The organism is Streptomyces sp. NPDC102259, from assembly GCF_044766465.1.
GTDB lineage: Bacteria > Actinomycetota > Actinomycetes > Streptomycetales > Streptomycetaceae > Streptomyces.
Genome location: NZ_JBIWMA010000019.1, coordinates 56,533 through 80,759, shown reverse-complemented (window position 1 = coordinate 80,759; position 24,227 = coordinate 56,533). Strand labels below are relative to the sequence as shown.

Genomic DNA, 24,227 nt, shown 5'->3' with positions numbered 1-24,227 from the left:
GGGGTGTCGGGGGCGCCGGTTCCGCCGTGGGGGAGGCGCGACCGGCGGGACCGGACGGCGGACGAGTGCCCGCTTTCGGATGACTTCCGATGATTCGACCGTCTGTCGTCGGGGACGGCGGAGCGCCGTGGCCGAGGATCGCGGCGGCGGCAGTTTCTGTCTGCCGTCCGTCCGCCCGGAGGCAGCCGTGCACATCCTGCTCCTAGCCAGCGCGTTCAACAGCCTGACCCAGCGCGCCCACGCCGAACTGCGCGACCGCGGCCACCGGGTGTCGGTGGAACTCGCCCTGCCGGGCGGCTCGCTGCCGGACGCCGTGCGCCGGCACGCACCGCAGCTCGTCGTGGCGCCGATGCTGAAGTCGGTGATCCCCGAGGAGGTCTGGTCGGCGTACACGTGTCTCGTCGTCCATCCGGGGCCCGTGGGCGACCGGGGACCGTCCTCCCTGGACTGGGCGATCCACGAGGGCATCGACGAGTGGGGCGTCACCGTCCTCCAGGCCGACGCGGAGATGGACGCCGGCGACGTGTGGGCCTGCGTACCGTGTCGCCTCCCTCAGGTGTCCAAGAGCGAGCTGTACCGGGGCGAGATCGCCGACGCCGCGATCGAGGCCGTCCTGCTCGCGGTGGAGCGCTTCGCCGGGGGAACCCACGTGCCCCGCGAGCAGGACACGGCCCGGGTGGCCGACCCTCGCCTGCGTCCGCGTCCGTACCTCGACCAGAGCGTCCGGCGGATCGACTGGGCCGAGGACGCGACCGGGACCGTCCTGCGCAAGCTGAGGGCGGCGGACTCGCAGCCCGGCGTGCTGGACGCGCTGCTCGGCGGCGAGTGGTACCTGCACGGCGGCCACCCTGAGAGCGTGTTGCGCGGCCGCCCGGGGGAGCTGCTGGCCACCCGGGCCGGCGCGCTCTGCCGGGCCACCAGGGACGGCGCCGTGTGGATCCCGGAGCTGCGGGCCCGGCGGCTCCCCGGGCAGCCGCCGACGTACAAGCTGCCCGCGGTCTCGGCCCTCGGCGACCGGCTGCCGCCCCTGCCGGAAGCGCCGGAGGCCACCTGGACGGACATCCGCTACCGGGAGAGCGGCGACGTCGGCTTCCTGTCGTTCTCCTTCCCCGGCGGCGCCATGAGCACCGGACAGTGCCGCCGGCTGCTGGACGCCTACCGGGAGGCATGCGCGCGGCCCACGTCGGTGCTGGTGCTGGGCGCCGAGCGGGACTTCTTCTCCAACGGGATCCACCTCAACGTCATCGAGGCGGCCGACGACCCCGCCGCCGAGTCCTGGGCGAACATCAACGCCATCGACGACCTGGTGGAGGCGGTCCTGGCGACGACCGACCGGCTGGTGGTCTCGGCGGTCGCGGGCAACGCCGCCGCGGGCGGGGTGATGCTCGCCCTGGCGGCCGACGAGGTGTGGTGCCGCTCGGGGGCCGTGCTGAACCCGCACTACCGTCTGATGGGCCTCTACGGCTCGGAGTACTGGACATACACCCTGCCCCGCAGGGTGGGCCCGGCGGTGGCCGAACGCCTCATGCGGGAGGCGCTGCCGGTGAGCGCGGCGAGCGCGCTGGGTCTGGGGCTGGTCGACCGGGTGGTGGAGGGCGGTCCGGGAGCCTTCTCGGCGGAGGTCGGCCGCCTGGCCGCGCACCTGTCCGCCCTGCCGGGGACGGCGACCCGGATCGCTGCGAAGAAGACGGAGCTGGAGCGCCGGGAGAGCACGAGCCCGCTGTCCGGGTTCCGGGAGCGGGAGCTCGCCCGGATGCGCCGGACCTTCGACGACCCGGACGCCCCGTACCACGCGCTGCGCCGGGCGTTCGTGCGCAAGGAGCGCCCCTCGAGCACCCCGACCCACCTCTCCGCTTCCCAAACCGATGCGGGCCCGTCTGCCACCGAATTCACCGGAACGGCCCCCCATGACATCCCGTCGCGGCCCATCGGCTGATAGCAAGAATCCGATGAATGCCGAAAGTCCCGAAACGGGGCTTTCATTCCTCACCTCCCCAGGAGGCGGTCCCATGACTGAGGCGACGACGAAGACGGTCGGCGCTGCGCCCGCCGACGAGACACCCACGATCCACATTCTCTGGATCAACGCGGGACTGAGCTGCGATGGCGACTCGGTCGCGTTGACGGCGGCCATGCAGCCCAGCATCGAGGAGATCGTGCTCGGAGTGCTGCCGGGGCTGCCGAAGATCGCCGTCCACTGGCCGCTGATCGACTTCGAGTGCGGTCCGGTCGGCGGCGCGGACACGTTCATCGAGTGGTTCTTCAAGGGCGAGCGGGGCGAGATCGACCCGTTCGTGCTGGTCGTCGAAGGTTCCATCCCCAACGAGGCGATCAAGCCCGAGGGCTACTGGTGCGGCTTCGGCGACAACCCGGAGACCGGCCAGCCGATCACCACCAGCGAGTGGATCGACCGGCTCGCCCCGAAGGCGCTGGCGGTCGTCGCCATCGGCACCTGCGCCACCTACGGCGGCATCCACGCCATGGCGGGCAACCCGACCGGCGCCATGGGCCTGCCCGACTACCTCGGCTGGGACTGGAAGTCCCACGCCGGCATCCCCATCGTGTGCGTCCCCGGCTGTCCGATCCAGCCCGACAACTTCTCCGAGACGCTCACGTATCTGCTCTACCAGGCGACCGGCGCCGCCCCGATGATCCCGCTGGACGACAAGCTGCGTCCCACCTGGCTGTTCGGGGCCACCGTCCACGAGGGCTGCGACCGCGCGGGCTACTACGAGCAGGGTGAGTTCGCCCTGTCGTACGACTCGCCGAAGTGTTTGGTCAAGCTGGGCTGCTGGGGTCCGGTCGTCAAGTGCAACGTGCCCAAGCGCGGGTGGATGAACGGCATCGGCGGCTGTCCGAACGTGGGCGGCATCTGCATCGCCTGCACCATGCCCGGGTTCCCCGACAAGTTCATGCCGTTCATGGACGAGCCGCCCGGAGCCAAGCTCTCCAGCACGGCCAGCGGCGCCTACGGAGCCGTGGTCCGCAAGCTGCGCTCGATCACGGCGAAGACCGTGGACCAGGAGCCCAAGTGGCGCCGGTCCGGCGAGAAGATCACCACCGGCTACCGACCGCCCTGGTGACGCCCCACCACGAGTGACCCGCTTCTGCTTCGCGCACCACCACAACCGAACCCCGCGCAACGAAGGGCACGGCAAAGACGATGGCAAGGACGAAGGCGGCCGACGACGGCAGCGGCCTGGTGGAGATGGCCTGGGACCCGATCACCCGCATCGTGGGCTCCCTGGGCATCCACACGAAGATCGACTTCAAGCAGAAGCGGGTCGCGGAGTGCTACAGCACCTCGTCGGTCTTCCGCGGCTACAGCGTCTTCATGCGCGGCAAGGACCCGCGCGACGCGCACTTCATCACCAGCCGCATCTGCGGCATCTGCGGCGACAACCACGCGACCTGCTCGGTGTACGCGCAGAACATGGCGTACGGCGTGAAGCCCCCGCACCTCGGCGAGTGGATCATCAACCTCGGCGAGTCCGCGGAGTACATGTTCGACCACAACATCTTCCAGGAGAACCTGGTCGGGGTCGACTACTGCGAGAAGATGGTCAAGGAGACCAACCCCGGTGTCCTCGAACTCGCCGAGCGAACCGAGGCCCCGCACGCGGCCGAGCACGGCTACCGCACCATCGCCGACATCATGCGCTCGCTGAACCCCCTCGAAGGCGAGTTCTACCGCGAGGCCCTCCAGGTCAGCCGCTACACGCGCGAGATGTTCTGCCTGATGGAGGGCCGCCATGTGCACCCCTCCACGCTCTACCCGGGCGGCGTCGGCACCATCGCCTCGGTGCAGCTCTTCACGGACTACCTCAGCCGCCTGATGCGCTACGTCGAGTTCATGAAGCGCGTGGTGCCGCTGCACGACGACCTGTTCGACTTCTTCTACGAGGCGCTGCCGGGCTACGAGGAAGTGGGCCGCCGCCGGGTCCTCCTCGGCTGCTGGGGCGCGCTCAACGACCCCGAGTACTGCGACTTCACCTACGCCAACATGACGGACTGGGGCCGGCGGATGTTCGTCACGCCCGGCGTCATCGTCGACGGCAAGCTCGTCACCAACGACCTCACCGAGATCAACCTCGGCATCCGCATCCTGCTCGGCAGCTCCTACTACGAGGACTGGCAGGGCCAGGAGCAGTTCGTCACCCACGACCCGCTCGGCAACCCGGTGGATCCGCGCCACCCGTGGAACCAGCACACCATCCCCGCCCCGCAGAAGCGGAACTTCGACGACAAGTACAGCTGGGTCATGTCCCCGCGCTGGTTCGACGGCAAGGACCACCTCGCCCTGGACACCGGCGGCGGCCCCATCGCCCGCCTGTGGTCCACGGCGCTCTCCGGGCTCGTCGACATCGGGTACGTAAAGGCCACCGGCCACAGCGTGGTCATCAACCTGCCGCGGACCATGACCAAGCCGGAGACCAGCTTCGAGTGGAAGATCCCGAAGTGGTCCAACGCGCTGGAGCGCAACCGCGCGCGCACCTACTTCCAGGCGTACGCCGCCGCGGTCGCCCTGCACTGCGCGGAGAAGGGCCTGGCGGAGGTCCGCGCCGGACGCACCCAGACCTGGGAGAAGTTCGAGGTCCCGGACGAGGGTCTCGGCGTCGGCTTCACCGAGGCGGTCCGCGGCGTCCTCTCGCACCACATGGTGATCCGCGACGGCAAGATCGCCAACTACCACCCGTACCCGCCCACCCCCTGGAACGCCAGCACCAGGGACTCCTTCGGCACGCCGGGCCCGTACGAGGACGCCGTGCAGAACACCCCCATCTTCGAGGAGAACACCCCGGAGAACTTCAAGGGCATCGACATCATGCGGGCCGTCCGCAGCTTCGACCCCTGTCTGCCCTGTGGCGTCCACATGTACGTCGGGGGCGGCAAGACGGTGAAGTCGATGCACGTGCCCACCGGCCTGAGCGGACTGGGCGGATGAGCGCGCCGACGGCGGCGCGACCCGTCGACGCGGAACGGACCGGGCGCCGGGTCGAGGAGGTGCTTGACCGGCTGGCCGCGAGCGGCGACCCGGCCGCCGCCGAGGCGGCCGAGGAACTCGTGCGCTCCCTCATGGACTTCTACGGCTCCGGGCTGGCCCGCGTCCTGGACCTGCTGTCCACCGCCCCGGGCGACCCGCTGGCGGGCCTGCTCGGCGACGAGCTCGTCGCGAGTCTCCTCGTCCTGCACGACCTGCACCCCGAGGACCGCGACACCCGCATCACCCGGGCCCTCGACAGCGTCCGCGAACACGCCCTGGAGGTCGTGGACTTCGACGAGGAGAGCGGCGCCCTGACCCTGCGGGACCGGGAGTCCGGCGGCTGCGGATGCGGCTCCGGAGCCGGAGCCGGAGCCCGGGAGGCCGCCCAGGCGGCCCTCGCCTGCTTCGCACCGGAGGTCAGGGCCGTCGACGTCCGGACCGCGCCCGCGGGGCCCACGCTCCTCCAGATCGGCACCGCGCCGACGGGCGCCCGATGACGGCGTCCCCGGCGACGCGCACACCCGGCCTGCGGAGGTTCCTCACCGAGCGACCTCCGCGCCCCGAACGGTGCGAGCTGTGCGCCGTGCCGGTCGACGCGGACCACCGCCATCTGGTCGACACCGAGAAACGCGCCCTCGTCTGCGCCTGTGCCGCCTGCGCGCTGCTGATGCAGCAGCCGGGCGCCGCCGCGGGCCGCTTCCGCACGGTCCCGGCCCGCTACCTCACCGACCCCGGACACCGTCTCGACGAGAACGCGTGGGAGGCGTTGCAGATCCCGGTCGGCGTCGCCTTCCTCTTCCGCAACGCGGCACTCGACCGGCTGGTCGCCCTCTACCCGAGCCCGGCCGGAGCCACCGAGAGCGAACTCGAACCGACCACCTGGACGGCGGCCCTCGGCGACAGCCCCCTCGCCGGACTGCTCGAACCCGACGTGGAGGCGCTGCTGCTGCGCCGCACCGACGGCCACTTCGAGTGCCACCTCGTCCCGATCGACATCTGCTACGAACTGGTCGGCCGGATGCGCCTGTTGTGGCAGGGCTTCGACGGCGGGGCCGAAGCCCGGGCCGCGCTGGACGCGTTCTTCGCGGACGTCTCGCGACGCGCCCGGCCCGTGGACGAGCAGGTGCGGTCATGACCGAGTTCTCCTTCGCCTGCACCGGCGTCCGCGCCGACCGCTACGCCGCCGGACCGACCCTCGTCTTCCGGCTGCGGGTCACCGCCGCCGACGACGCGCGGGTGCACGCCCTCGCGCTGCGCTGCCAGATCCGCATCGAACCCGCCCGCCGCGGCTACGAGCCGGCCGAGGCCGACGGGCTGGCGGACCTCTTCGGCGAGCGCTCCCGCTGGGGCAGCACGCTCCTGCCGGTGCAGTTCGCCCAGATCTCGCTCATGGTCCCCGGCTTCACCGGAGAGACCGAAGCCGACCTCGTCGTCCCCTGCACCTACGACATGGACATCGCGGCGAGCCGCTACCTCGACGCCCTCACCTCCGGCGAGGTACCGCTGCTGATGCTGTTCTCCGGTACGGCGTTCACCGGCGAAGGCGGTTTCCGGGTCGAGCCGGTGCCGTGGGACCGGGAGGCCGCCTTCCGGATGCCCGTCGAGACCTGGCGGGAGATGGTCGAGCAGCACTTCCCCGGCTGCGGCTGGATCCGGCTGCCGCGCGACACCATGAACGCCCTCCTCGCCTACCGCTCCCGGCGCGCGCTGCCCTCCTGGGACGCGACCCTCAAGGCCCTGCTCGACGACGGCGGCAGCGCGGACCCGCCCCGGCACGACCCGCTGCGCGCGCTCACCGGCACCACCGGAAGGACGGACCCGTGACCGTGACCGCGTTCGCCTCCGAGACGGAGGAGCGGTTCGCCCTCGCCCGGCAGGTGGCCGACGCCGTCCTCTTCGAGGGCTATGTGCTCTACCCGTACCGCGCCTCGGCGGCCAAGAACCGGCTGCGCTGGCAGTTCGGGGTGCTGGTGCCGCCCGGCTGGGGCGCCGACTGCGAGGAGCACGACTTCCAGCACACCGAGTGCCTGATGGAACCGAAGGCGGGCGCGACCCTGTCCGTCGAGGTGCGTTTCCTGCACGCCCGACGGCGCACGGTGCAGCGGGCGCGCCCGGACGGCGGCTTCGAGACCGTGGCCGAACTGCGCCTCGACGACCGGGTGCTGGTGCCCTGGGACGAGGGCGGCGAGGAGCGGGTCGAGGTGGTCTCCCCGGTGGACGAGCTCCTCGGCGACGGTGTCACGCACCCCTTCCGACGCCCCGCCCGGGAGGACACCGAACCCGTCCTGGACGCGGCCGGCCGCACCGTCGGCCGACTCCTGCGGCGGAGCGAGGAGATCAGCGGGACGATCCGGCTGTCCGCCCGCGAACTCGACGGCCCCTACCGGGCCGTGCGGCTGACCGCCGTCGTGGAGAACACCAGTGACTGGACACCGGCCGAGTCCCGCGACGCCGGCCGGGACGCGGCGCTGCCGCACTCCCTGGTGGCCACCCACCTCCTGATGGCACTCAGCGCCGGATCGTTCCTGTCGATGACCGATCCCCCCGAGTGGGCCAAGGGCGCGGTCGCCGCCTGCCGCAACCTGCACACCTGGCCCGTACTCGCCGGCGAGACCGGCAGCGCCGACCTCGTGCTGTCCTCGCCGATCATCCTGGAGGACCATCCGGCCATCGCGCCGGAGAGCCCCGGCGCCCTCTACGACGCCACCGAGATCGACGAGATCCTCGCGTTGCGCACCGCGGCCCTCACCGACGAGGAGAAACGCGAGGCCCGCGGCACCGACGACCGGGCGGCCGCCGTGATCGAGCTGGCGGACTCGATGCCGGCCGAGGTCCTGGAGCGGCTGCACGGGGCGGTGCGCAGTCTGCGCCCGGCGACCGGCCCGGTGGCCCCCGCCGTCCCGGACGGCGGCTTCCCCGACGAGCACGGGGTGCCGCGCCCGGACACCCCCTGGTGGGACCCCGCGAGCGAGGCGGGCTTCGACCCGACGCGGGACCATGTGCTCGTGGCCGGCCGCCCGGTGGGCAAGGGCAGCCGTGTCGAGCTGCGTCCGGGCCTGCGGCGCACCGACGCGCAGGACATCTTCCTGCGGGGCCGCACCGCGCAGGTCGAGGCGGTCCTGCACGACGTCGACGGCGGGGTGCACCTGGCGGTCACGGTCGAGGGCGACCCGGGCGCCGACATCCGCCGCGAGCAGGGCCGGTTCCTGTACTTCCAGCCCGACGAGGTCACCCCGCTGGAGGACGACGCATGAGCCTTCCCGCGCCGGCCGCTCCCAGGACGCTCGTGGCGGGCATCGGCAACATCTTCCTCCGGGATGACGGCTTCGGCGTGGAGACCGCCCGCCGGCTCGCCGAGCGAGACCTGCGCGACCTGCCCGGCCAGGTCGAGGTCGTCGACATCGGAGTGCGCGGGGTGCACCTCGCCTACCAGCTCCTGGACGGCTACGACACCCTCGTCCTGGTGGACGCGACGGCGCGCGGCGAAGCCCCCGGCACGCTGTACGTGATCGAACACGACGTCGGCGGCTGGAGCCCGCCGCCCGGCACGCCCCCGCTGGACGGCCACCGGATGACCCCCGACGCCGTCCTGGCGCTGCTGGGCACCCTGTGCGCCGGGACCGGGGGCGAGCCGCCACGGCGCGTCCTGGTCGTCGGGTGCGAACCGGCCACGGTGGACGAGGGCATCGGTCTCAGCCCGCCGGTGTCCGACGCCGTGCCGGAAGCCGTCCGGCTGATCGAAGAGCTGCTGTGGAACGGGGAGCCGGGAGAGTCCGCGCCGCGGGCCACGGCCGACGGGATCTCGACATGAGGAGAGACGGCATGAAGAAGATGGTCATCGGCGGAGCGGCCCTCGCGGCCCTGGTCGCCCTCGGCGTCGAAGTACTTCCCGACGTGCGGCGCTACCTGCGCATCCGCCGGATGTGAACCACGGCCGCCACCGGCCTGCCGCGCGGTTGCGTCGAACGGCGTACCCGGCGGCCGGTGACGGCGTGCCGGGCCGTGCGGCCCGGCACGCACGCCTCTAATGAAGGCCGACCGGAGGCAGGCCGCGAAAGGACGGAGACCCATGCACGAGATGTCCGTCGCGCTGGCCGTCGTCGACCAGGTGGCAGAGGCCGCCGAGCGGGCCGGTGACGTCACGGCGGTGCGGTCGGTACGGCTCCAGGTCGGCGAACTGGCCGGCGTCGTACCCGACTCGCTCGCCTTCTGCTTCGAACTGGTCTGCGCCGGAACCCTGCTGGAAGGCGCCGAACTGGTCACCGAGGCGGTGCCGGGGCGGGCCCGCTGCACCCCCTGCGCACACGAATGGGCCGTCGGCATGCCACCACGGCTGACCTGCCCCGCGTGCGACGGGACGACCACCGATCTGCTCGCGGGCCGGGAACTGCGCATCGCCGCCGTGCAGTGGGAGACCGGCGACCCCGCGCCCACCCGCGAACCGCTCTCCGAGGAGTGCTGAACCATGTGTCGAGTCGTCGACCTGCGTCAGGCCGTGCTTGCGAAGAACGACGCGAGCGCCCACACGCTGCGCACCCGCCTGGCGGCGCACGGCACCACGATCGTCAACCTGCTGTCCAGTCCGGGCAGTGGCAAGACGGCCCTGCTGGAGAGCGAACTGCTGCGGGCACGGGAGCGGTCCGTGCCCGTCGCGGCGCTGACCGCCGATCTGGCCACCGAGAACGACGCGATCCGGCTGGCCCGGTCGGGGGCCCCGGTCAAGCAGGTGCTCACCGACGGGCTGTGCCATCTGGAGGCGGGCATGCTCGCCGGGCACCTGGACGGGTGGCTGCCCGACGGCACCCGGCTGCTGTTCGTGGAGAACGTCGGCAACCTGGTCTGCCCCGCCACCTACGACCTGGGGGAGACCCTGAGGGTCGTCCTCGCCTCGGTGACGGAGGGCGAGGACAAGCCGCTCAAGTACCCCACCGCGTTCGGCCTCGCGCACCTGGTCGTCGTCACCAAGATCGACCTCGCGGACGCCGTGGAGTTCGACGAGATCGCCTTCCGCGCCAACGTCCAGCAGGTCAACCCGGGCGTCGAGGTGGTCCTGACCTCGGCCCGCCGGGGGAAGGGCGTGGGCGCGCTGCTCGACCGGGCGCTCGCCGCCGCGGAGGGAACGCCCCCGCACGCGCCGGTGATGGCCGGCCGGCCGGACCTCGGGCACGGCCACAGCCACAGCCACCCGCACGGCGACCCGCACACCCACGCGCAGGCCCACGTGCACACCGATCCGCACACCCATGCCGACGACACCGACGCCGGCGACCTGGCACCCACCCCCTCGTGAGCGCCCCTCCGCCGTCGGCCGTCGTCGCCGGCGAACTGCCGCTGCGCCGCCGGGTCACCGTCCGGGGAGTGGTGCAGGGCGTGGGCTTCCGGCCCTACCTGTACGGCCTCGCCACCGAACTCGCCCTGGTCGGCCATGTGACCAACACCGCGAAGGGCGTCGTCGTGGAGGTCGAGGGCGCCGCCTCGGCCGTGGCCCGGTTCTGCGACCGGATCGCCGTCCAGGCGCCCCCGCTGGCCCGCGTCGAGTCGGTCCAGCACCGGGAGGTGCCGCCCGTCGGCGGCACCACCTTCACCATCCTCGCCTCCCGCGGCGGCGGACCGGCCCGCACCCTGGTCTCCCCGGACTCCGCCACCTGCGCCGACTGCCTCGCCGAGCTGGCCGACCCGGCCGACCGGCGCTACCGCCACCCGTTCGTCAACTGCACGCACTGCGGCCCGCGCTTCACGATCGTCACCGGCGTGCCGTACGACCGGGCCCACACCACCATGGCCGGCTTCGCCATGTGCCCCGACTGCGCCCGGGAGTACGCGGATCCGGCCGACCGCCGTTTCCACGCGCAGCCGGTCGCCTGCCCGGCCTGCGGGCCGCGGCTGCGTCTGCTGGTCCCGCCGTCCGACGAGCGCACGGGGGCGGACCCGGTCACCGAGGCGCGCGCCCTGCTGTCGGGCGGCGCGATCCTCGCCGTGAAGGGACTGGGCGGCTACCACCTGGCCTGCGACGCCACGAACGAGGAGGCGGTCGCCCGCCTGCGCCGGCGCAAGGCACGGGGGGACAAGCCGTTCGCCGTCATGGCCCGGAGCACGGCCGACGTCGAGCACCTCGTCCGGCTGGGCCCCGAGGAGCGCAACCTGCTCGAGGACGGTGTCCGGCCCGTCGTGCTGCTGCGCCGACGCCCGGACCCGGTGTACGCGGCGGGGGCCCCGCGGCCCGCCGAGGCCGTCGCGCCCGGCAGCCCCGACCTCGGCGTGCTGCTGCCGTACACGCCCCTGCACCAACTGCTCCTCGGTCTGCCCGGCGACCCGGACGGCCCCCGGTTGCTCGTCATGACCAGCGGCAACGTGTCCGGTGAGCCGATCGTCACCGACGACACCGAGGCGCTGGAGCGGCTCGCGCCGCTGGCCGACGCCTGGCTCACGCACGACCGGCCGATCCACGTGCCCTGCGACGACTCCGTGGTCCGCCTCTGCGACGGGGAGCCGCTGGTGATCCGCCGCTCCCGCGGCTACGCCCCGCTGCCGGTCGCCCTCCCGCTGCCCGTCCGCCCCGCCCTCGCCGTCGGCGGCGACCTGAAGAACGCCTTCTGCCTGGGGGCGGGCCGGCGCGCCTGGCTGTCCGCGCACATCGGCGACATGGACGACCTCGGTACCCAGCGGGCCTTCGAGGGCGCGGTGGCGCAGCTGGAGTCCCTCACCGGCGTACGGCCCGGCGTGCTGGTGGCCGACCGGCATCCCGGCTACCGCTCCGCCCGGTGGGCCGACCGCGCTGCGGCGGCGCGGCCCGTCGTACGCGTCCAGCACCACCACGCGCACGTCGCCGCCGCGATGGCCGAGCACGGGCTGGACGGCACCCGGCCGGTGATCGGCGTGGCCTTCGACGGCACGGGTCACGGCGACGACGGAGCCGTCTGGGGCGGGGAGTTCCTGCTCGCGGACTACGACGGCTTCAGCCGGTTCGGGCACCTCGCGTACGTCCCGCTGCCCGGTGGCGACGCCGCGGTGCGCAGGCCGTACCGCATGGCGCTGGCCCATCTGAGGGCCGCCGGGATCGACTGGGCCGACGACCTCGCCTGCACGGCCGCCTGCCCGCCCGACGAACTCCGGCTGCTGGAGAGGCAGTTGGAGCGCGGCCTGCACTGTGTCCCCACCTCCAGCATGGGGCGGCTCTTCGACGCCGTGTCCTCCCTGACCGGGGTGTGCCACCGCGCCGGCTACGAGGCGCAGGCCGCCGTGGAGCTGGAGGGAGCGGCGCTCGGCGCACCCGCCGGCGACCGGGACGCGTACGTCTTCGACCTCCCCGCGGCGAAGGGGGGCGACACGGTACGCGCCGATCCGGCGCCCGTCCTCGCCGCGATCGTCGCCGACCTGCGGGCCGGCGTCGAACCCGCGCGGGTCGCGGCCCGTTTCCACCGGGCGGTGACCGGCCTGGTGCACCGGATCTGCGCGCGGGCCCGAGACCGGCACGGCCTGGACACGGTCGCCCTGACGGGAGGCGTGTTCGTCAACACGCTTCTCTCCTCGGCCTGTGCCGCCGTCCTGCGCGAGGACGGCTTCACGGTCCTGCGGCACCGGTTGGTGCCGCCGGGCGACGGCGGTCTGGCACTGGGCCAGCTGATGGTGGCCGCCCGGACCGCTCCCACCAACTGAGAAACGCGCGACCCACAGCGAGGAGAGGCTCATGTGCCTGGCGGTACCCGGCAGAGTGCTGGACATCGAGGACCGGGACGGCACCCGGATGGCCACCGTCGACTTCGGCGGCGTGGTCAAGGAGGTGTGCCTGGAGTATCTGCCCGACCTCCAGGTCGGCGAGTACGCCATCGTCCACGTCGGCTTCGCCCTGCAGCGGCTGGACGAGGAGTCGGCGCGGCAGACGCTCGAACTCTTCGCCGAACTCGGCATGCTCCAGGAGGAGTTCGGCGACGCCTGGGAGATGGCGGCGGCGGAGGCGGGCACGGACCCGCTGGAAGAGGTGCACAACCAGTGAAGTACATCGACGAGTTCCAGGATCCGGAGCTGGCCCGTCGGCTCCTCGACGACATCCATGCCACGGTGACCAGACCGTGGGCGCTGATGGAGGTCTGCGGCGGCCAGACGCACAGCATCATCCGGCACGGCATCGATCAACTGCTGCCGAAGGAAGTGGAGTTGATCCACGGCCCGGGCTGTCCCGTGTGCGTGACCCCGCTGGAGGTCATCGACAAGGCCCTGGAGATCGCCTCCCGGCCGGAGGTGATCTTCTGCTCCTTCGGGGACATGCTGCGGGTGCCGGGCACCGGACGGGACCTGTTCCAGGTCCGCGGGGAGGGCGGCGACGTACGGGTCGTCTACTCGCCGCTCGACGCGCTGCGGATCGCGCAGCAGAACCCCGACCGCGAGGTGGTGTTCTTCGGCATCGGCTTCGAGACGACGGCGCCCCCCAACGCCATGACGGTCCACCAGGCCCGAAAGCTGGGCATCCCGAACTTCAGCATGCTGGTGTCCCACGTCCGGGTGCCTCCGGCCATCGAGGCGATCATGTCGTCGCCGAGCTGCCGGGTGCAGGGCTTCCTCGCGGCCGGCCACGTGTGCAGCGTGATGGGCGTGCGGGAGTACCCGGAACTGGCGGAGCGCTTCCGCGTCCCGATCGTCGTGACGGGATTCGAGCCGCTGGACATCCTCGAAGGCGTGCGCCGGGCCGTCCGTCAGCTGGAACGCGGCGAGCACACCGTCGACAACGCCTACGCCCGTGCCGTCCGCCCGGAGGGCAACCCGGCCGCCCGGGCCATGCTGGAGGACGTCTTCGAGGTCACCGACCGGGCCTGGCGAGGCATCGGCGTGATCCCCGGCAGCGGCTGGCGGCTGTCGGCGAAGTACCGCGACCACGACGCCGAGCAGCGCTTCGAGGTCGACGGGATCCGGACGGAGGAGCCGGCCGAGTGCCGCAGCGGCGAGGTGCTTCAGGGGCTGCTCAAGCCGCACGAGTGCGAGGCCTTCGGCACCCTGTGCACCCCCCGCACCCCGCTGGGCGCCACCATGGTGTCCACCGAGGGGGCCTGCGCCGCGTACTACCTCTACCGGCGGCTGGACATGCCGACCACCAAGACCCGGGAGGCGACCCCCGTTGTCTGACATCACCGATCTGCCCGCCCCCGCCCCCGCCTCGTCCGCTCCCGCCTCGTCCGCCCGCGCGCTCGACGTCGAGGGCTGGACCTGTCCGGCGCCGCTGCGCGACCGGCCCCGGGTCGTCATGGGGCACGGCGGCGGGGGAGTGCTCTCCGCCGAACTGGTCCAGCAGATCTTCGCGCCCGCCTTCGGGGGCGAGGTGCTCTCGCAGCTGGGCGACTCCGCCGTCCTGTCCCTGGGAGGGGCCCGGCTGGCGTTCTCCACCGACTCCTACGTGGTGCGGCCGCTGTTCTTCCCCGGCGGCAGCATCGGCGACCTGGCGGTCAACGGCACCGTCAACGACCTCGCCATGAGCGGCGCCCGCGCCGCCTACCTCTCCTGCGGATTCATCCTGGAGGAGGGCGTGGAGCTGGACGTGGTCCGGCGGGTGTCCGAGGCGCTGGGCGCGGCCGCGCGCACCGCCGGGGTGGAGGTGGCCACCGGGGACACCAAGGTGGTGGAGGCCGGACACGGCGACGGGATCTACCTCAACACCGCGGGCATCGGTCTCGTCCCCGCGGGCGTCGACCTGCGGCCGCAGCGGGTCGTCCCCGGTGACGTGGTGATCGTCAGTGGCGCCATCGGTGTCCACGGGGTGGCGGTCATGAGCGTGCGCGAGGGCCTGGAGTTCGGGATCGAGATCAAGAGCGACTGCGCGGCGCTCGGCGGTCTGGTCGACGCCATGCTCGCCGTCACCCCGGATCTGCACGTGCTGCGCGACCCCACCCGAGGGGGCCTCGCGGCCGCGCTCAACGAGATCGCGGCGGCCTCCGGCGCGGGGGTGGTCATCCGCGAACGCGACGTCCCGGTCCCGTCGGCCGTGGCCAACGCCTGCGCCATCCTGGGGCTGGACCCCATGTACATCGCCAACGAGGGCAAGCTGGTGGCCTTCGTCCCGCGCGAGCACGCGGACGCCGTCCTCGAGGCGATGCGGGCCCATCCGCTGGGCGTGGACTCCGTGATCATCGGCGAGGCCGTGGAGGCGCATCCCGGCATGGTCGTGGCCAGGACCGGGCTGGGCGGCACCCGGGTGGTCGATCTGCCGATCGGGGAGCAGCTGCCGCGGATCTGCTGACGCGGATCCCGCGCGAAGGAGCCGGCCGTCCGCGCGCCGAGCGGGCCGTCAGCCCGATCGGCGTCCGGACGGCGGGTCCTTCGGGTCCTGCGGGTCGACGCCGGTCGTGGCGGAGGCGTCCCTGGTGCCGCTGGGGCGCTGGGAGCGACCCTTGCGGCCGGTGTCCCGCCGGCCCTTCTCGTCCTTGTCGGCGTATTCCTCGCCGCGTCCGCTGCGACTTTCGACCGTGTCACCCGGAACGGACTTCGTCTCCTCCGCGGACCGGGTCCGGCCCCGGCCCTTCTCGTCGGCGTACTCGGCGGCATGGAAGGAGCGGTGGGCGCTCGGGTTGTCCTGCTGACGTGTCTCGTCCACATCGGGCGACCAGCCGTGCTGCCCTGTGCCGTCGTGCCGGCTCGGACCCTTCCCGTGCGGTGGCTCGGACGAACGTGGTTTCTTCGTCATGGTCCGACCTGCCTGTTCCTGGTGAGTGGAGGACGCCGGTCGAGCGCCACCGTGCTCCCTGAATTATCCCCTCTTGTGATATTTCGAGCACATCGTGGCCCCAGGAACCCGATCGGCTCGGACGGAACGACGTCGACCGGAGAGGGTGTGGCCCACTGCGGCGGCGGTGACGGGCCGAACACCTTCGACGTCCTCACCCCGGTGATGGCCTGGGCGGAGAGTGCCACCACGCCCGGCCGGATCGTCGCGTCCGCCGGCGCAAACGGCACCGTGACGCGCGTCTTCCGGAAGTACGTCCACGAACGCCTCGGTCCCGCCCTCCGCGTGGCCGGCGCACGCGACCTGCGGACGTACACCTTCCTGCCCTGGACGCGGTATGTGCACCCGACACCCGGCGTCTGTCACGACAACCCGGCCTTCCGCCGCTACCACGCGAGCGTCGTCATGGGCGCGGAGAGCCGCGACGCCATGGCCGGGCTGCTCACGTCCGAACAGGTCGCCGGAATCGTCGCGGACCAGCACACGGTCCTGACGGCCGTCCACGCCTACACCCTGGAACGCAGAGTGCCGGTCGTTGCGAGCCCGGCCGGGGAGCCCTTCAGGCGCTGAGGCGTGCGGGGCGGACGAGCCGACGGACCTGTGCGGCGGCGAGGTCGCCGTCCGTCCCCACCGCGATCAGGGCGGCCGTGGCGGTACGTGTGCCGTCGTCGCTCCAGGTCCCGGCGTTCACGCACTCCAGGAGCGCGAGCAACAGCCCTTCGAGGGCTCGGCCGAGCGGGTCGGGCGCGAGGCCGGTGTGGAAGACGCCCTGCCGCTGCCCGCGCTCGATGATCGCCGTCGCCATCGCGCGGGCCGGGCCGAGGATCTCGTTCACGCGCTCCGCCCCCAGGTCCTGGGGCGTCAGTCGCAGCAGCGTGCGATAGCGCTCGCCGACGGGCCACAGGGCCAGGACGAAGCGTGCCATCGCCGTGACGGCGTCGGGGCCGGGGACGGGCACGGCCCTCAGCGCGCGTCCGAGGGCCTCCGCCGCCTCCGAGACGAGCCCTTCGACCAGGGTCGACCGGCCGCCGAAGTGGTCGTAGACGGTGCGGCGCACCACCCCCGCGGCCCCGGCGATGTCGCCGAGGCTGCTGTCGGGGTCCCGGGCGAGCTGCCGCCGCGCCGCTTCGAGGATGCGGGCCCGGGTGAGCCGTGTCCGGCGGCGTCCGTCGCCGGTGACGTCCGGGTCGGTGACGTCCGGGTCGGTGGTGTCCGGGTCGCTCATGCGGGACCTCCGGTCGAGGGGGAGGACTCCTTGATATTTACACACCGACGGGCAATAAACTAGCTGCGCATCACGGGGCAAACAACTCTGCGCGCGTTCCCTCCCCGGGCGAGGGGAGGGAACGCGCCGACCTCACGCCCCGTCGGCCCTGAGGCCGCGACGGTCCGCGCCGAGCCGGACGAAGTGGTCGATGAGCTCGGGAGCGTCCACCGCGGCGGGGTTGACGACCTGCTCGGCGGGCGCGCCCTGGAGGAGACGCTTCACCGGGACTTCGAGCTTCTTGCCGGTACGGGTGTGCGGGATGGCCGGGACTTCGAGGATCTCGTCGGGGACGTGGCGCGGCGAGGCGCCGGTGCGGATGGCGTCGTGGATACGGTCACGGAGGCCGTCGTCCAGTTCCGCACCGGCCGCGAGGACGACGAACAGCGGCATCCAGTAGCCGCCGTCGGGTTCCTCGGCGCCGATGACGAGGGCTTCGGCGATCTCGGGCAGCCGCTCGACGACGTCGTGGATGTCGGCGCTGCCCAGCCGGACGCCGTTGCGGTTGAGGGTCGAGTCGGAGCGGCCGTGCACGATGACCGAACCGTGGGAGGTGAGCGTGATCCAGTCGCCGTGCCGCCACACCCCGGGGTAGGACGAGAAGTAGGCGTCGCGGTAGCGGCCGCCGTCGGGGTCGTTCCAGAAGTACAGCGGCATCGACGGCAGCGGCCGGGTGACGACCAGCTCGCCGACCTGGTCCACGACCGGGACGCCCGCGGGGTCGTACGCGACCAGCGCCACGCCCAGGTGCGGGGCGGACAGCTTCCCGGCCCAGACCGGCGTGTTGGGCGCGCTGCCGGCGAACCCGGAGACGATGTCGGTGCCGCCGCTGATGGAGGCGAGCAGGATGTGCGCGCCGACGTGGTCGCGGACCCACGGGTAGGCGGAGGCCGGCAGCGCGGAGCCGGTGCAGCCGACGACGCGGATCGACGACAGGTCGTGCACGGACGGCTCGATGCCGAACTTGGCCATGCCCAGCAGGTACTGGGGACTGGTGCCGAAGACGGTGACGCGATGGCGGGACGCCAGCTCCCACAGCACGTCGGGGCGGCTGAACGGCGCGGGGCTGCCGTCGTACGTGCACGTGGTGGCGCCGGTCAGCAGCGTGGAGGCGACCAGGTTCCACATCATCCAGTGGGTGGTGGTGTACCACAGGAGGCGGTCGCCGGGGCCGAGGTCGGAGTGCAGGCCGAGGGTCTTGAGGTGTTCGAGCAGGACTCCGCCGTGGCCGTGGACGATGCCCTTGGGCAGGCCGGTGGTGCCGGAGGAGAAGACGACCCACAGGGGATGGTCGAACGGCACGGCGGTACAGGCGAGTCGCTCCGTGCGGGTGGCGGCGTCCTTCCACGGGATCACCGGCGACGGGTAGGTGTGTGAGGCCCGGGGCAGGCCGACGTGGCCGACCAGCAGGGTGGCCTTCAACGTCGGCAGTGAGGTGGCGAGTTCGAGGACGGCGTCGCGGCGGTCATGGGTGGCGCCGTTGAAGAGGTAGCCGTCCGCGGCGATCAGGACGGTGGGTTCGAGCTGGGCGAAACGGTCGGCCGCCGCCCTGGGCGCGTAGTCCTGCCCGCACACCGACCACACCGCGCCCAGGCTCGCGGCGGCGAGGAACGCGACGATCGCGTGCGGGGTGTTGGGCAGATACCCGACCACCCGGTCGCCCGTGCCGACGCCCAGGTCGCGCAGGGTGGCGGCGACGGAGGCGACCTGGGCGCGCAGCCGCTCCCCGGTCACCTCGTACCCGGAGCCGGTCTCGTCGAGCGCGACGATCGCCACGTCCTCGTCCCCGAGGTTGCGCAGGGCGTGGTGGGCGTAGTTGAGGGTGGCGCCGGGGAACCAGTCGGCGCCGGGCATCCGCTCGTCCGCCAGCACCCGCTGGTACGGGGTGTCCGCGTCGATGGCGAAGTACTCCCACACCGCGCTCCAGAAGCCCTCCAGGTCGGTGACCGACCAGAGGTGCAGGGAGGCGTAGTCCGAGTCGACGGCCACCCCCCGGCGCCGGGCGGCCCAGTGGGCGAAGTCCACGATGCGGCTGCCGGCGGCGGCCTGCGGATCGGGCGTGAAGAAGGGGTCCGGGTAGGGGGTGTTCATCACGTGGTGCTCCTCGACAGGGCTTCCTCGACCGGCCGTCGGGAAGGCAGGGGGCTTCGGGTGGTGTGCAGCAGGGACGCCCAGCCGGCCGTACCTGTGAGGTCGCCGGCGCCGGACGGGACGACGTCCATGACGACGCGGTCGGGACGCAGCAGGACGGCGTCCGCCCGTCCGGCGCGCAGCCAGGCGGCGAGACGGCCGTCGTCGCCCAGGCCGGCCACCGGGACGGTCCGGGCGCCGAGGCCGTCCGCGACCGCCCGCAGCGAAGGCGTCGGCGGTACGGCGGTCAGCAGGGCGAAGGAGTCGCCGAGCAGTTCGTCGAGACGGACGCGTCGGCCGTCGACGGTCACCCACGGCTGCGGGCAGAAGCCGCCCACGAGAGAGCGGCCGCGCCGGCGGGCGCGTCGGTGCACGAGCGGCCCCGGGGCGAGAACCGGACCGAAGTCACGGGCGGCCGCCGTGGACAGGCCGGGGATCCGCACCGCCGCGCTCAGGAGGCCGCGGCGCACGGCGGCGGCGCCGTCCTGGCCGCCGGTCATGGCCCAGCCCATCGCGACCGCGAGCCGGATCACATGGCGGGCGTGCGGCTTGCGTTCGCTCTCGTACGTCTCCAACAGCCGTTCGTCCGCGCCCTGTCGAAGGACACGGGCCAGCTTCCAGGCCAGGTTGTGAGCGTCGCGCAGGCCCGCGCAGAGTCCCTGGCCGATGAACGGCGGGGTGAGGTGCGCGGCGTCGCCGAGGAGGAAGACGCGGCCCCGGCGCCAGCGGTCGGCGATACGAGCCCGGAAGGTGTACCGGGCCTGCCGCAGCACCGTGAAGTCGGCTCCGGGCGCGAGGTCCACCCACGGGGCGACGAGTTCCCGCAGCCGCTCGTGATCGAGTTCGGAGTCGTCCCGCAGCCGGAACTCCCAGCGGTAGCGGTCCTCGCCGATGCGCATGAACGTGGCCGGCCGCCGTGGGTCACAGATCTGGTCGACGCCTTCCCAGCAGCGGACCGGGAGGCTGGTGCGCACGTCGACGACGGTCCAGCGTTCCTCGAAGCGCAGGTCCTCCCAGGCGGCGCCGACGGCGTCACGGGTGAGGCTGCCCGCGCCGTCGCAGCCGAGGACGGCGTCCGCCCGCAGCAGGTGTTCGCCCGCGTCGTCGCGGTAGGTGACGCGGACCGTGTCGTCGCCGTCCGGTCCCTCGCCGCCCTGGTCGACGCCGACGACCTCCGCTCCGCCACGCAGCTCGCACCGCGGGGTACGGGCGAGGGCGTCGCGCAGCAACCGTTCCAGCTCGGGCTGGTCGAACATGCTGGTCTGCGGGAAGCCGTGGGCGCCCTGCGCGGCGCGCGGGAACTCGGCCATCACCCGGTGCCGGGCGTCCAGCAGCCGCAGCCCGCGCGCGGGGCGGGCGAGCGCGGCGAACTCCTCCTGGACGCCCGCGGCCTGGAGGATGCGGCGCACCTCGTCGTCGGTGGCGACGGCGCGGGGCAGCGGGTAGACGTCGTGGTGGCGTTCGAGGACGACGGTCCGCACGTCTCGCCGGGCCAGCAGGAGGGCGGCGGTCACGCCCACGGGCCCGGCTCCGACGATCACCACGGGTACGTGTCCCGGCCGGGGCGCGGTGCCCCGTGGGCCGGCGGCCTGGTCTACGGTCATGTGCGGCTCGCTTCGGGTCTCAGGTCGCGTCGGTCATTTCGCGTCGGTCACTTCGCCTCGTTCATTCGCCTCGGTCATTTCGCGTCCGTGACGGCGGTGCGCTGCTCGCCCAGGTCGATCCGCCGGTCCGGCGTGGCGATCGTCGCGGTGATCAGGTCGCCCTGGCCGAGGTAGCGCGGGTTGCGGGCCTGGCTCCTGAAGAACGCCTTCCACTTCACCGCCGGCGGCAGCAGCGCGCCGATCTTCTCGACCGCCTTGGGCGGTGCCTTCAGGGCGGTACCGCCGGGCGTGCCGGTCAGCAGCAGGTCACCGGGGTCCAGCGCCTGGAAGCGCGCCAGCAGGGTCAGCGCCCGTGCCGGGCGGACGATCATGTCGGCCAGGGTGCGGTCCTGACGGAGGTCGCCGTTGACGGACAGCTTCAGCCGCAGGTCGAGAAGGTGCGCGAAGTCCTCGGGCTCCAGCAGGGAGAGGTACGGGCCGGTCGGGGTGAAGGTCGGGTACGACTTGCTCTCGTAGAACTGCGTCTTCGTCAGCTGGACGTCACGGGCGCTGACGTCGTTGGTGATCACGAGTCCGGCGACGAGGGCGGGCAGGTCCCGTTCCTCGACGACCGTGCCGACCGGCAGCGGCGCCCCCATCACCAGGCCGAGTTCGATCTCGTAGTCCAGGAACCGCACATGGGACGGGCGGACGATGTCGTCGTGCGGGCCGCTCACCGAGCCGGACGCCTTGCGGAAGAAGGCGGGCGGGATATCGTCGGTGAACCCCGAATCACGGGCGTGACTGCGGTAGTTGACCATCTGTGCGACCACCCGGCAGGGGGCCGTGACCGGCGAGAGCGCGACCAGGTCGGCCACGGGCGTGCCCGTCCCGCCCGAGACGGCGGCCTCCCGGACGGCGGTCCGGTCGGCCAGCAGTTCGGCGGTGGTGACCGCCTCGGTGTCGATACGGAGGGCGCGCGTGTCGCGGACCACCCACCAGCCGTCGGCGGTGCGCAGGACGTTGGTGCTCATGTCATTGCCTTTGTGAGGGGTCGGGGGAGGAGGGACGAGGGGCCGAGGGGCGAGGGGAGGAGGGCGGAGGGTCAGGAGTTGGCCGCCCTGAGCAGGCCCAGGAGGCGGGCGGGGTCCATCTCGTTGTCGCCGCGCAGGGCCTGGAACACCTCGCGGACCCTGGCGGGGGAGGGGCTCGCGCCGAGGAAGTCCCGGGTGGCCGGTGGTCCCCACTGGGCGAGGCCGCTCGTGGACATGGGCGCCCAGCCGGGTTCGAGGTCGCGGGAGAAGAGGTCGCCGTCGGCGAAGTGCTCCAGCATGAAGCGGTCGGGGTCGCGCCAGTAGTCGAAGAGCTGGCTGCCCTGGATGTGCCGGCCGATGCCCCAACTGCGCTTGTAACCACGCTCGTTCAGGTACTCGCCGCCTGCGGCGATGGAGTCGAGGTCGGTGACCTGGTAGGCGGAGTGGACATAGCCGTTGCCCGGGCCGAGGTGCATCGCGAGGGTGTGGTGGTCGACGGCCAGATCGCCCTGGTCGCAGCGGATGAACGCCATCGTCGGGCCGCGGTCGCGCTGACCGTCCAGGAACAGGAAGTCGGACACGATCATCCCGAAGGTGTCCAGATACCAGTCCAGAGCGCGGGCGAACACGCGTGTCTCCAGCACCAGATGGCCCAGCCGCTGGATACGGGACGGTTCACGCGGCGGGCGCTGCATGAGGTTCCTGCGGCGGTGGTCCGTGCCGAAGTTGAGGAGCAGCGGCCGCTGTTCGGGCAGCGCCGGCAGTGGCTCACCGCAGTGCACGACCCGGACCGGAAAGCCCGAGGGGTCGAGCAGGTCGACGACCTCGCCGCCCCCGGGGACGCCCGTGTCCCGTACGTCTCGTACGTCCTCTATGTCTCGCGCATCTCGTAGGTCCCGCACGTCCGAACCGGTGGCGCGGGCCAGTCGACCCAGGTCGGCGCGCTCGGCGGCGCGGAACACCGGGCCGATGAAGCTGTTGCTGCGGCCCTTGCGGATCACCATGCACGGCGTGCCCGCCAGGGTGCCGCGCAGCCACAGCTCACGCTCGGTGCGGGCGGCGACGCCGAAGCCGAAGTCACGGGCGAAGACCTCGGCCCGGTCCAGGTCGGGCTTCTCGAACTCCAGCCAGGCCAGGTCGGCGACCTTGATGACGGGGTTCCGGGAACGCCCGGGGTGTTCGCCGCGCAGGGCGCCCTGATGGCTGTGGAGGTCCTGGTGGGCCGTCCTGACGTCCGTGACGCCGGCCGTGTCGACGTGAGTTCCGGACATGGTGTCCTCCAAGCAACAGTGCCGTAATGAGGGAATCATCAACTTTGACTCTTCGATCGTCAATAGCTGGCCAGGGGCACTGTGACGATTTCGTCAGAGACGTTCTGATCGAGTCATCAGAACTGTGACCTGAGGCACGCGATGGGTAGACTCCCGCGTATGCCGACGTCAGCCCCGCCCCTCAACCGCTTCGAACGGCGCCGCGCCGAGACCCGCCAGGCTCTCGTGCGCGCGGCCCGGCAGATCCTTGCCGAGACCGGGGACACCAGCGCGAGCATCCAGGCCATCGCGGAGCGCGCCGACGTCGGCTTCGGCTCGTTCTACAACCACTTCGAATCGAAGACGGAACTGTTCGACGCGGCGGTCAAGGACGCCCTCGAAGAGCTCGGCCAGGCCTTCGACCGGCATCTCCAGGGCATCGACGACCCGGCGGAGCTCGTCGCGGCGGGCTTCCGCCTCAGTGCGCACCTGGCCGACTCCCGCCCCGAACTGATGCAGGTCCTGCGCCATCGCGGACTCGGCCACATCCACTCCGACACGGGCCTGGCCCCGCGCGCCGTGCGTGACCTGGAAACCGGTATCGCCTCCGGCAGGTTCGCCGTCGGCGACCCGACCGTCGCCCTGACCGCCCTGGGCGGCTCCCTGCTGGCCCTGCTGGAGCTGCGCTTCGCCCGCCCGGATCTCGACGCGGACGAGGCGGCCTCGAACCTGGCCGAGATGTTGCTGCGCATGCTGGGCGTCCCCCCGGAGGACGCCCGCGACGTCGCCCGGCGCCCGCTGCCCGACCTCGGCTGACGACGGGACGCGCACCGCTGTCGTCCCGCCGTCGCGGTGGGGGTGTCCGTCGGCGCAACGGTCGGCCGCGGTCGACGACGACCCGGCGTCGGAACGCGCGCCGAACCCTCAGGGCCGAAGGCTCCGCCGCTCCGGCCATCAGGGTGAAAACCCCGTGGTGTTCACGGCCCGGTCGGGGGCATCCGGTGAGCAACGTCAACGAACGAGCCGACACCCCGAAGGGACGGACCCCTTGCTCGCCATCATCTCGGCAGTGCTGTTCTTCATCGCCTTCCTGATCAACGCGGCAGAGATCTCCACCAACGACACCTTCACCTCCACCAACCTCATGCTCCTCGGCCTGACCGTGCTCGCCCTGCACGTCGCGGGCATCGGCAGCGGCTGGTCGGTGCGCGGCCGCCGGCGCTGAGCGCGCCGGGCGGAAACCGGCCCGTACTCGCGGACGGCCGCCACCACAA

Annotated in this window: 24 protein-coding genes; 18 read left to right on the top strand and 6 right to left on the bottom strand. The window is 72.5% G+C overall.

The features are described from left to right. Nucleotides 1–187 precede the first annotated feature (187 nt). The 15 genes from ACIRPU_RS33265 to hypE all read left to right on the top strand — a co-directional run bounded on the left by ACIRPU_RS33265 (nt 188) and on the right by hypE (nt 15,209). Nucleotides 188–1,936 carry an enoyl-CoA hydratase-related protein gene (locus tag ACIRPU_RS33265; RefSeq protein WP_403874157.1) on the top strand — a complete coding sequence of 583 codons (1,749 nt, stop codon included), beginning with the start codon at nt 188–190 and terminating at the stop codon, nt 1,934–1,936. Nucleotides 1,937–2,009: 73 nt separating this feature from the next. Beyond that, nucleotides 2,010–3,083, top strand: coding sequence for a hydrogenase expression protein HypE (locus ACIRPU_RS33260; protein ID WP_403874039.1), 1,074 nt, complete (start codon nt 2,010–2,012; stop codon nt 3,081–3,083). 80 nt (nt 3,084–3,163) lie between these two features. Continuing rightward, entirely contained in the window at nt 3,164–4,945 is a 1,782-nt protein-coding gene (locus tag ACIRPU_RS33255) for a nickel-dependent hydrogenase large subunit (RefSeq protein WP_403874037.1), read from the top strand. Beyond that, the gene (locus ACIRPU_RS33250) at nt 4,942–5,481 is read left to right on the top strand and encodes a hypothetical protein (RefSeq protein WP_403874035.1); all 540 of its coding nucleotides are present in this window, start codon (nt 4,942–4,944) and stop codon (nt 5,479–5,481) included. The genes ACIRPU_RS33255 and ACIRPU_RS33250 overlap by 4 nt, the downstream gene beginning before the upstream one ends. Next, entirely contained in the window at nt 5,478–6,119 is a 642-nt protein-coding gene (locus ACIRPU_RS33245; RefSeq protein ID WP_403874033.1) for a DUF5947 family protein, read from the top strand. The genes ACIRPU_RS33250 and ACIRPU_RS33245 overlap by 4 nt, the downstream gene beginning before the upstream one ends. Beyond that, nucleotides 6,116–6,808 carry a DUF6084 family protein gene (locus ACIRPU_RS33240; protein WP_403874031.1) on the top strand — a complete coding sequence of 231 codons (693 nt, stop codon included), beginning with the start codon at nt 6,116–6,118 and terminating at the stop codon, nt 6,806–6,808. Before ACIRPU_RS33245 ends, ACIRPU_RS33240 begins: the two co-directional genes overlap by 4 nt. Next, nucleotides 6,805–8,238: a hypothetical protein gene (locus ACIRPU_RS33235; protein ID WP_403874029.1), complete on the top strand. Its 1,434-nt coding sequence runs from the start codon at nt 6,805–6,807 to the stop codon at nt 8,236–8,238. The genes ACIRPU_RS33240 and ACIRPU_RS33235 overlap by 4 nt, the downstream gene beginning before the upstream one ends. After that, nucleotides 8,235–8,795, top strand: a complete 561-nt coding sequence (locus ACIRPU_RS33230) for a hydrogenase maturation protease (protein ID WP_403874027.1) — start codon at nt 8,235–8,237, stop codon at nt 8,793–8,795. Before ACIRPU_RS33235 ends, ACIRPU_RS33230 begins: the two co-directional genes overlap by 4 nt. A gap of 11 nt (nt 8,796–8,806) precedes the next feature. Further along, nucleotides 8,807–8,911, top strand: a complete 105-nt coding sequence (locus ACIRPU_RS33225; protein ID WP_403874025.1) for a DUF6893 family small protein — start codon at nt 8,807–8,809, stop codon at nt 8,909–8,911. A 142-nt stretch (nt 8,912–9,053) separates the two neighbouring features. Then, nucleotides 9,054–9,446, top strand: coding sequence for a hydrogenase maturation nickel metallochaperone HypA (hypA, locus tag ACIRPU_RS33220; protein WP_355707960.1), 393 nt, complete (start codon nt 9,054–9,056; stop codon nt 9,444–9,446). Between the two features lie 3 nt (nt 9,447–9,449). Then, the gene (hypB, locus tag ACIRPU_RS33215) at nt 9,450–10,274 is read left to right on the top strand and encodes a hydrogenase nickel incorporation protein HypB (RefSeq protein ID WP_403874023.1); all 825 of its coding nucleotides are present in this window, start codon (nt 9,450–9,452) and stop codon (nt 10,272–10,274) included. Then, the gene (gene hypF, locus ACIRPU_RS33210) at nt 10,271–12,640 is read left to right on the top strand and encodes a carbamoyltransferase HypF (RefSeq protein ID WP_403874021.1); all 2,370 of its coding nucleotides are present in this window, start codon (nt 10,271–10,273) and stop codon (nt 12,638–12,640) included. Before hypB ends, hypF begins: the two co-directional genes overlap by 4 nt. A 31-nt stretch (nt 12,641–12,671) precedes the next feature. Next, complete coding sequence (locus ACIRPU_RS33205) at nt 12,672–12,977, top strand: HypC/HybG/HupF family hydrogenase formation chaperone (RefSeq protein ID WP_171401333.1); 306 nt, start codon at nt 12,672–12,674, stop codon at nt 12,975–12,977. Next, nucleotides 12,974–14,101 carry a hydrogenase formation protein HypD gene (gene hypD, locus ACIRPU_RS33200; RefSeq protein WP_384118722.1) on the top strand — a complete coding sequence of 376 codons (1,128 nt, stop codon included), beginning with the start codon at nt 12,974–12,976 and terminating at the stop codon, nt 14,099–14,101. Before ACIRPU_RS33205 ends, hypD begins: the two co-directional genes overlap by 4 nt. Continuing rightward, the gene (gene hypE / locus ACIRPU_RS33195; protein WP_403874018.1) at nt 14,094–15,209 is read left to right on the top strand and encodes a hydrogenase expression/formation protein HypE; all 1,116 of its coding nucleotides are present in this window, start codon (nt 14,094–14,096) and stop codon (nt 15,207–15,209) included. Before hypD ends, hypE begins: the two co-directional genes overlap by 8 nt. 48 nt (nt 15,210–15,257) lie before the next feature. Here hypE and ACIRPU_RS33190 read toward each other — a convergent pair whose 3' ends face one another. Beyond that, nucleotides 15,258–15,653, bottom strand: coding sequence for a hypothetical protein (locus ACIRPU_RS33190; RefSeq protein ID WP_403874016.1), 396 nt, complete (start codon nt 15,651–15,653; stop codon nt 15,258–15,260). A 147-nt stretch (nt 15,654–15,800) separates the two neighbouring features. On the opposite strand from ACIRPU_RS33190, the gene ACIRPU_RS33185 reads away from it, so the two are divergent. Further along, complete coding sequence (locus ACIRPU_RS33185) at nt 15,801–16,262, top strand: tannase/feruloyl esterase family alpha/beta hydrolase (protein ID WP_403874014.1); 462 nt, start codon at nt 15,801–15,803, stop codon at nt 16,260–16,262. Here ACIRPU_RS33185 and ACIRPU_RS33180 read toward each other — a convergent pair. The 5 genes from ACIRPU_RS33180 to ACIRPU_RS33160 form a co-directional block, all read right to left on the bottom strand. Further along, nucleotides 16,252–16,917, bottom strand: a complete 666-nt coding sequence (locus ACIRPU_RS33180; protein WP_403874012.1) for a TetR/AcrR family transcriptional regulator — start codon at nt 16,915–16,917, stop codon at nt 16,252–16,254. The two genes, ACIRPU_RS33185 and ACIRPU_RS33180, sit on opposite strands and share 11 nt — an antisense overlap. Nucleotides 16,918–17,049: 132 nt before the next feature. Further along, nucleotides 17,050–19,047 (bottom strand): acetoacetate--CoA ligase, encoded by a 1,998-nt coding sequence (locus tag ACIRPU_RS33175; RefSeq protein ID WP_403874010.1) that lies wholly within the window; start codon nt 19,045–19,047, stop codon nt 17,050–17,052. Then, a complete protein-coding gene (locus ACIRPU_RS33170; protein ID WP_403874008.1) occupies nt 19,047–20,690 on the bottom strand; it encodes a bifunctional 3-(3-hydroxy-phenyl)propionate/3-hydroxycinnamic acid hydroxylase in 1,644 nt (547 codons plus the stop codon). Before ACIRPU_RS33170 ends, ACIRPU_RS33175 begins: the two co-directional genes overlap by 1 nt. 74 nt (nt 20,691–20,764) lie before the next feature. Next, entirely contained in the window at nt 20,765–21,703 is a 939-nt protein-coding gene (locus tag ACIRPU_RS33165; RefSeq protein WP_403874006.1) for a fumarylacetoacetate hydrolase family protein, read from the bottom strand. A 71-nt stretch (nt 21,704–21,774) separates the two neighbouring features. Further along, nucleotides 21,775–22,974, bottom strand: a complete 1,200-nt coding sequence (locus ACIRPU_RS33160; RefSeq protein WP_403874004.1) for a VOC family protein — start codon at nt 22,972–22,974, stop codon at nt 21,775–21,777. A gap of 159 nt (nt 22,975–23,133) precedes the next feature. On the opposite strand from ACIRPU_RS33160, the gene ACIRPU_RS33155 reads away from it, so the two are divergent. After that, nucleotides 23,134–23,769 carry a TetR/AcrR family transcriptional regulator gene (locus ACIRPU_RS33155; RefSeq protein WP_403874002.1) on the top strand — a complete coding sequence of 212 codons (636 nt, stop codon included), beginning with the start codon at nt 23,134–23,136 and terminating at the stop codon, nt 23,767–23,769. A gap of 232 nt (nt 23,770–24,001) precedes the next feature. After that, nucleotides 24,002–24,178 carry a hypothetical protein gene (locus ACIRPU_RS33150; protein WP_020126694.1) on the top strand — a complete coding sequence of 59 codons (177 nt, stop codon included), beginning with the start codon at nt 24,002–24,004 and terminating at the stop codon, nt 24,176–24,178. Nucleotides 24,179–24,227 lie beyond the last annotated feature (49 nt).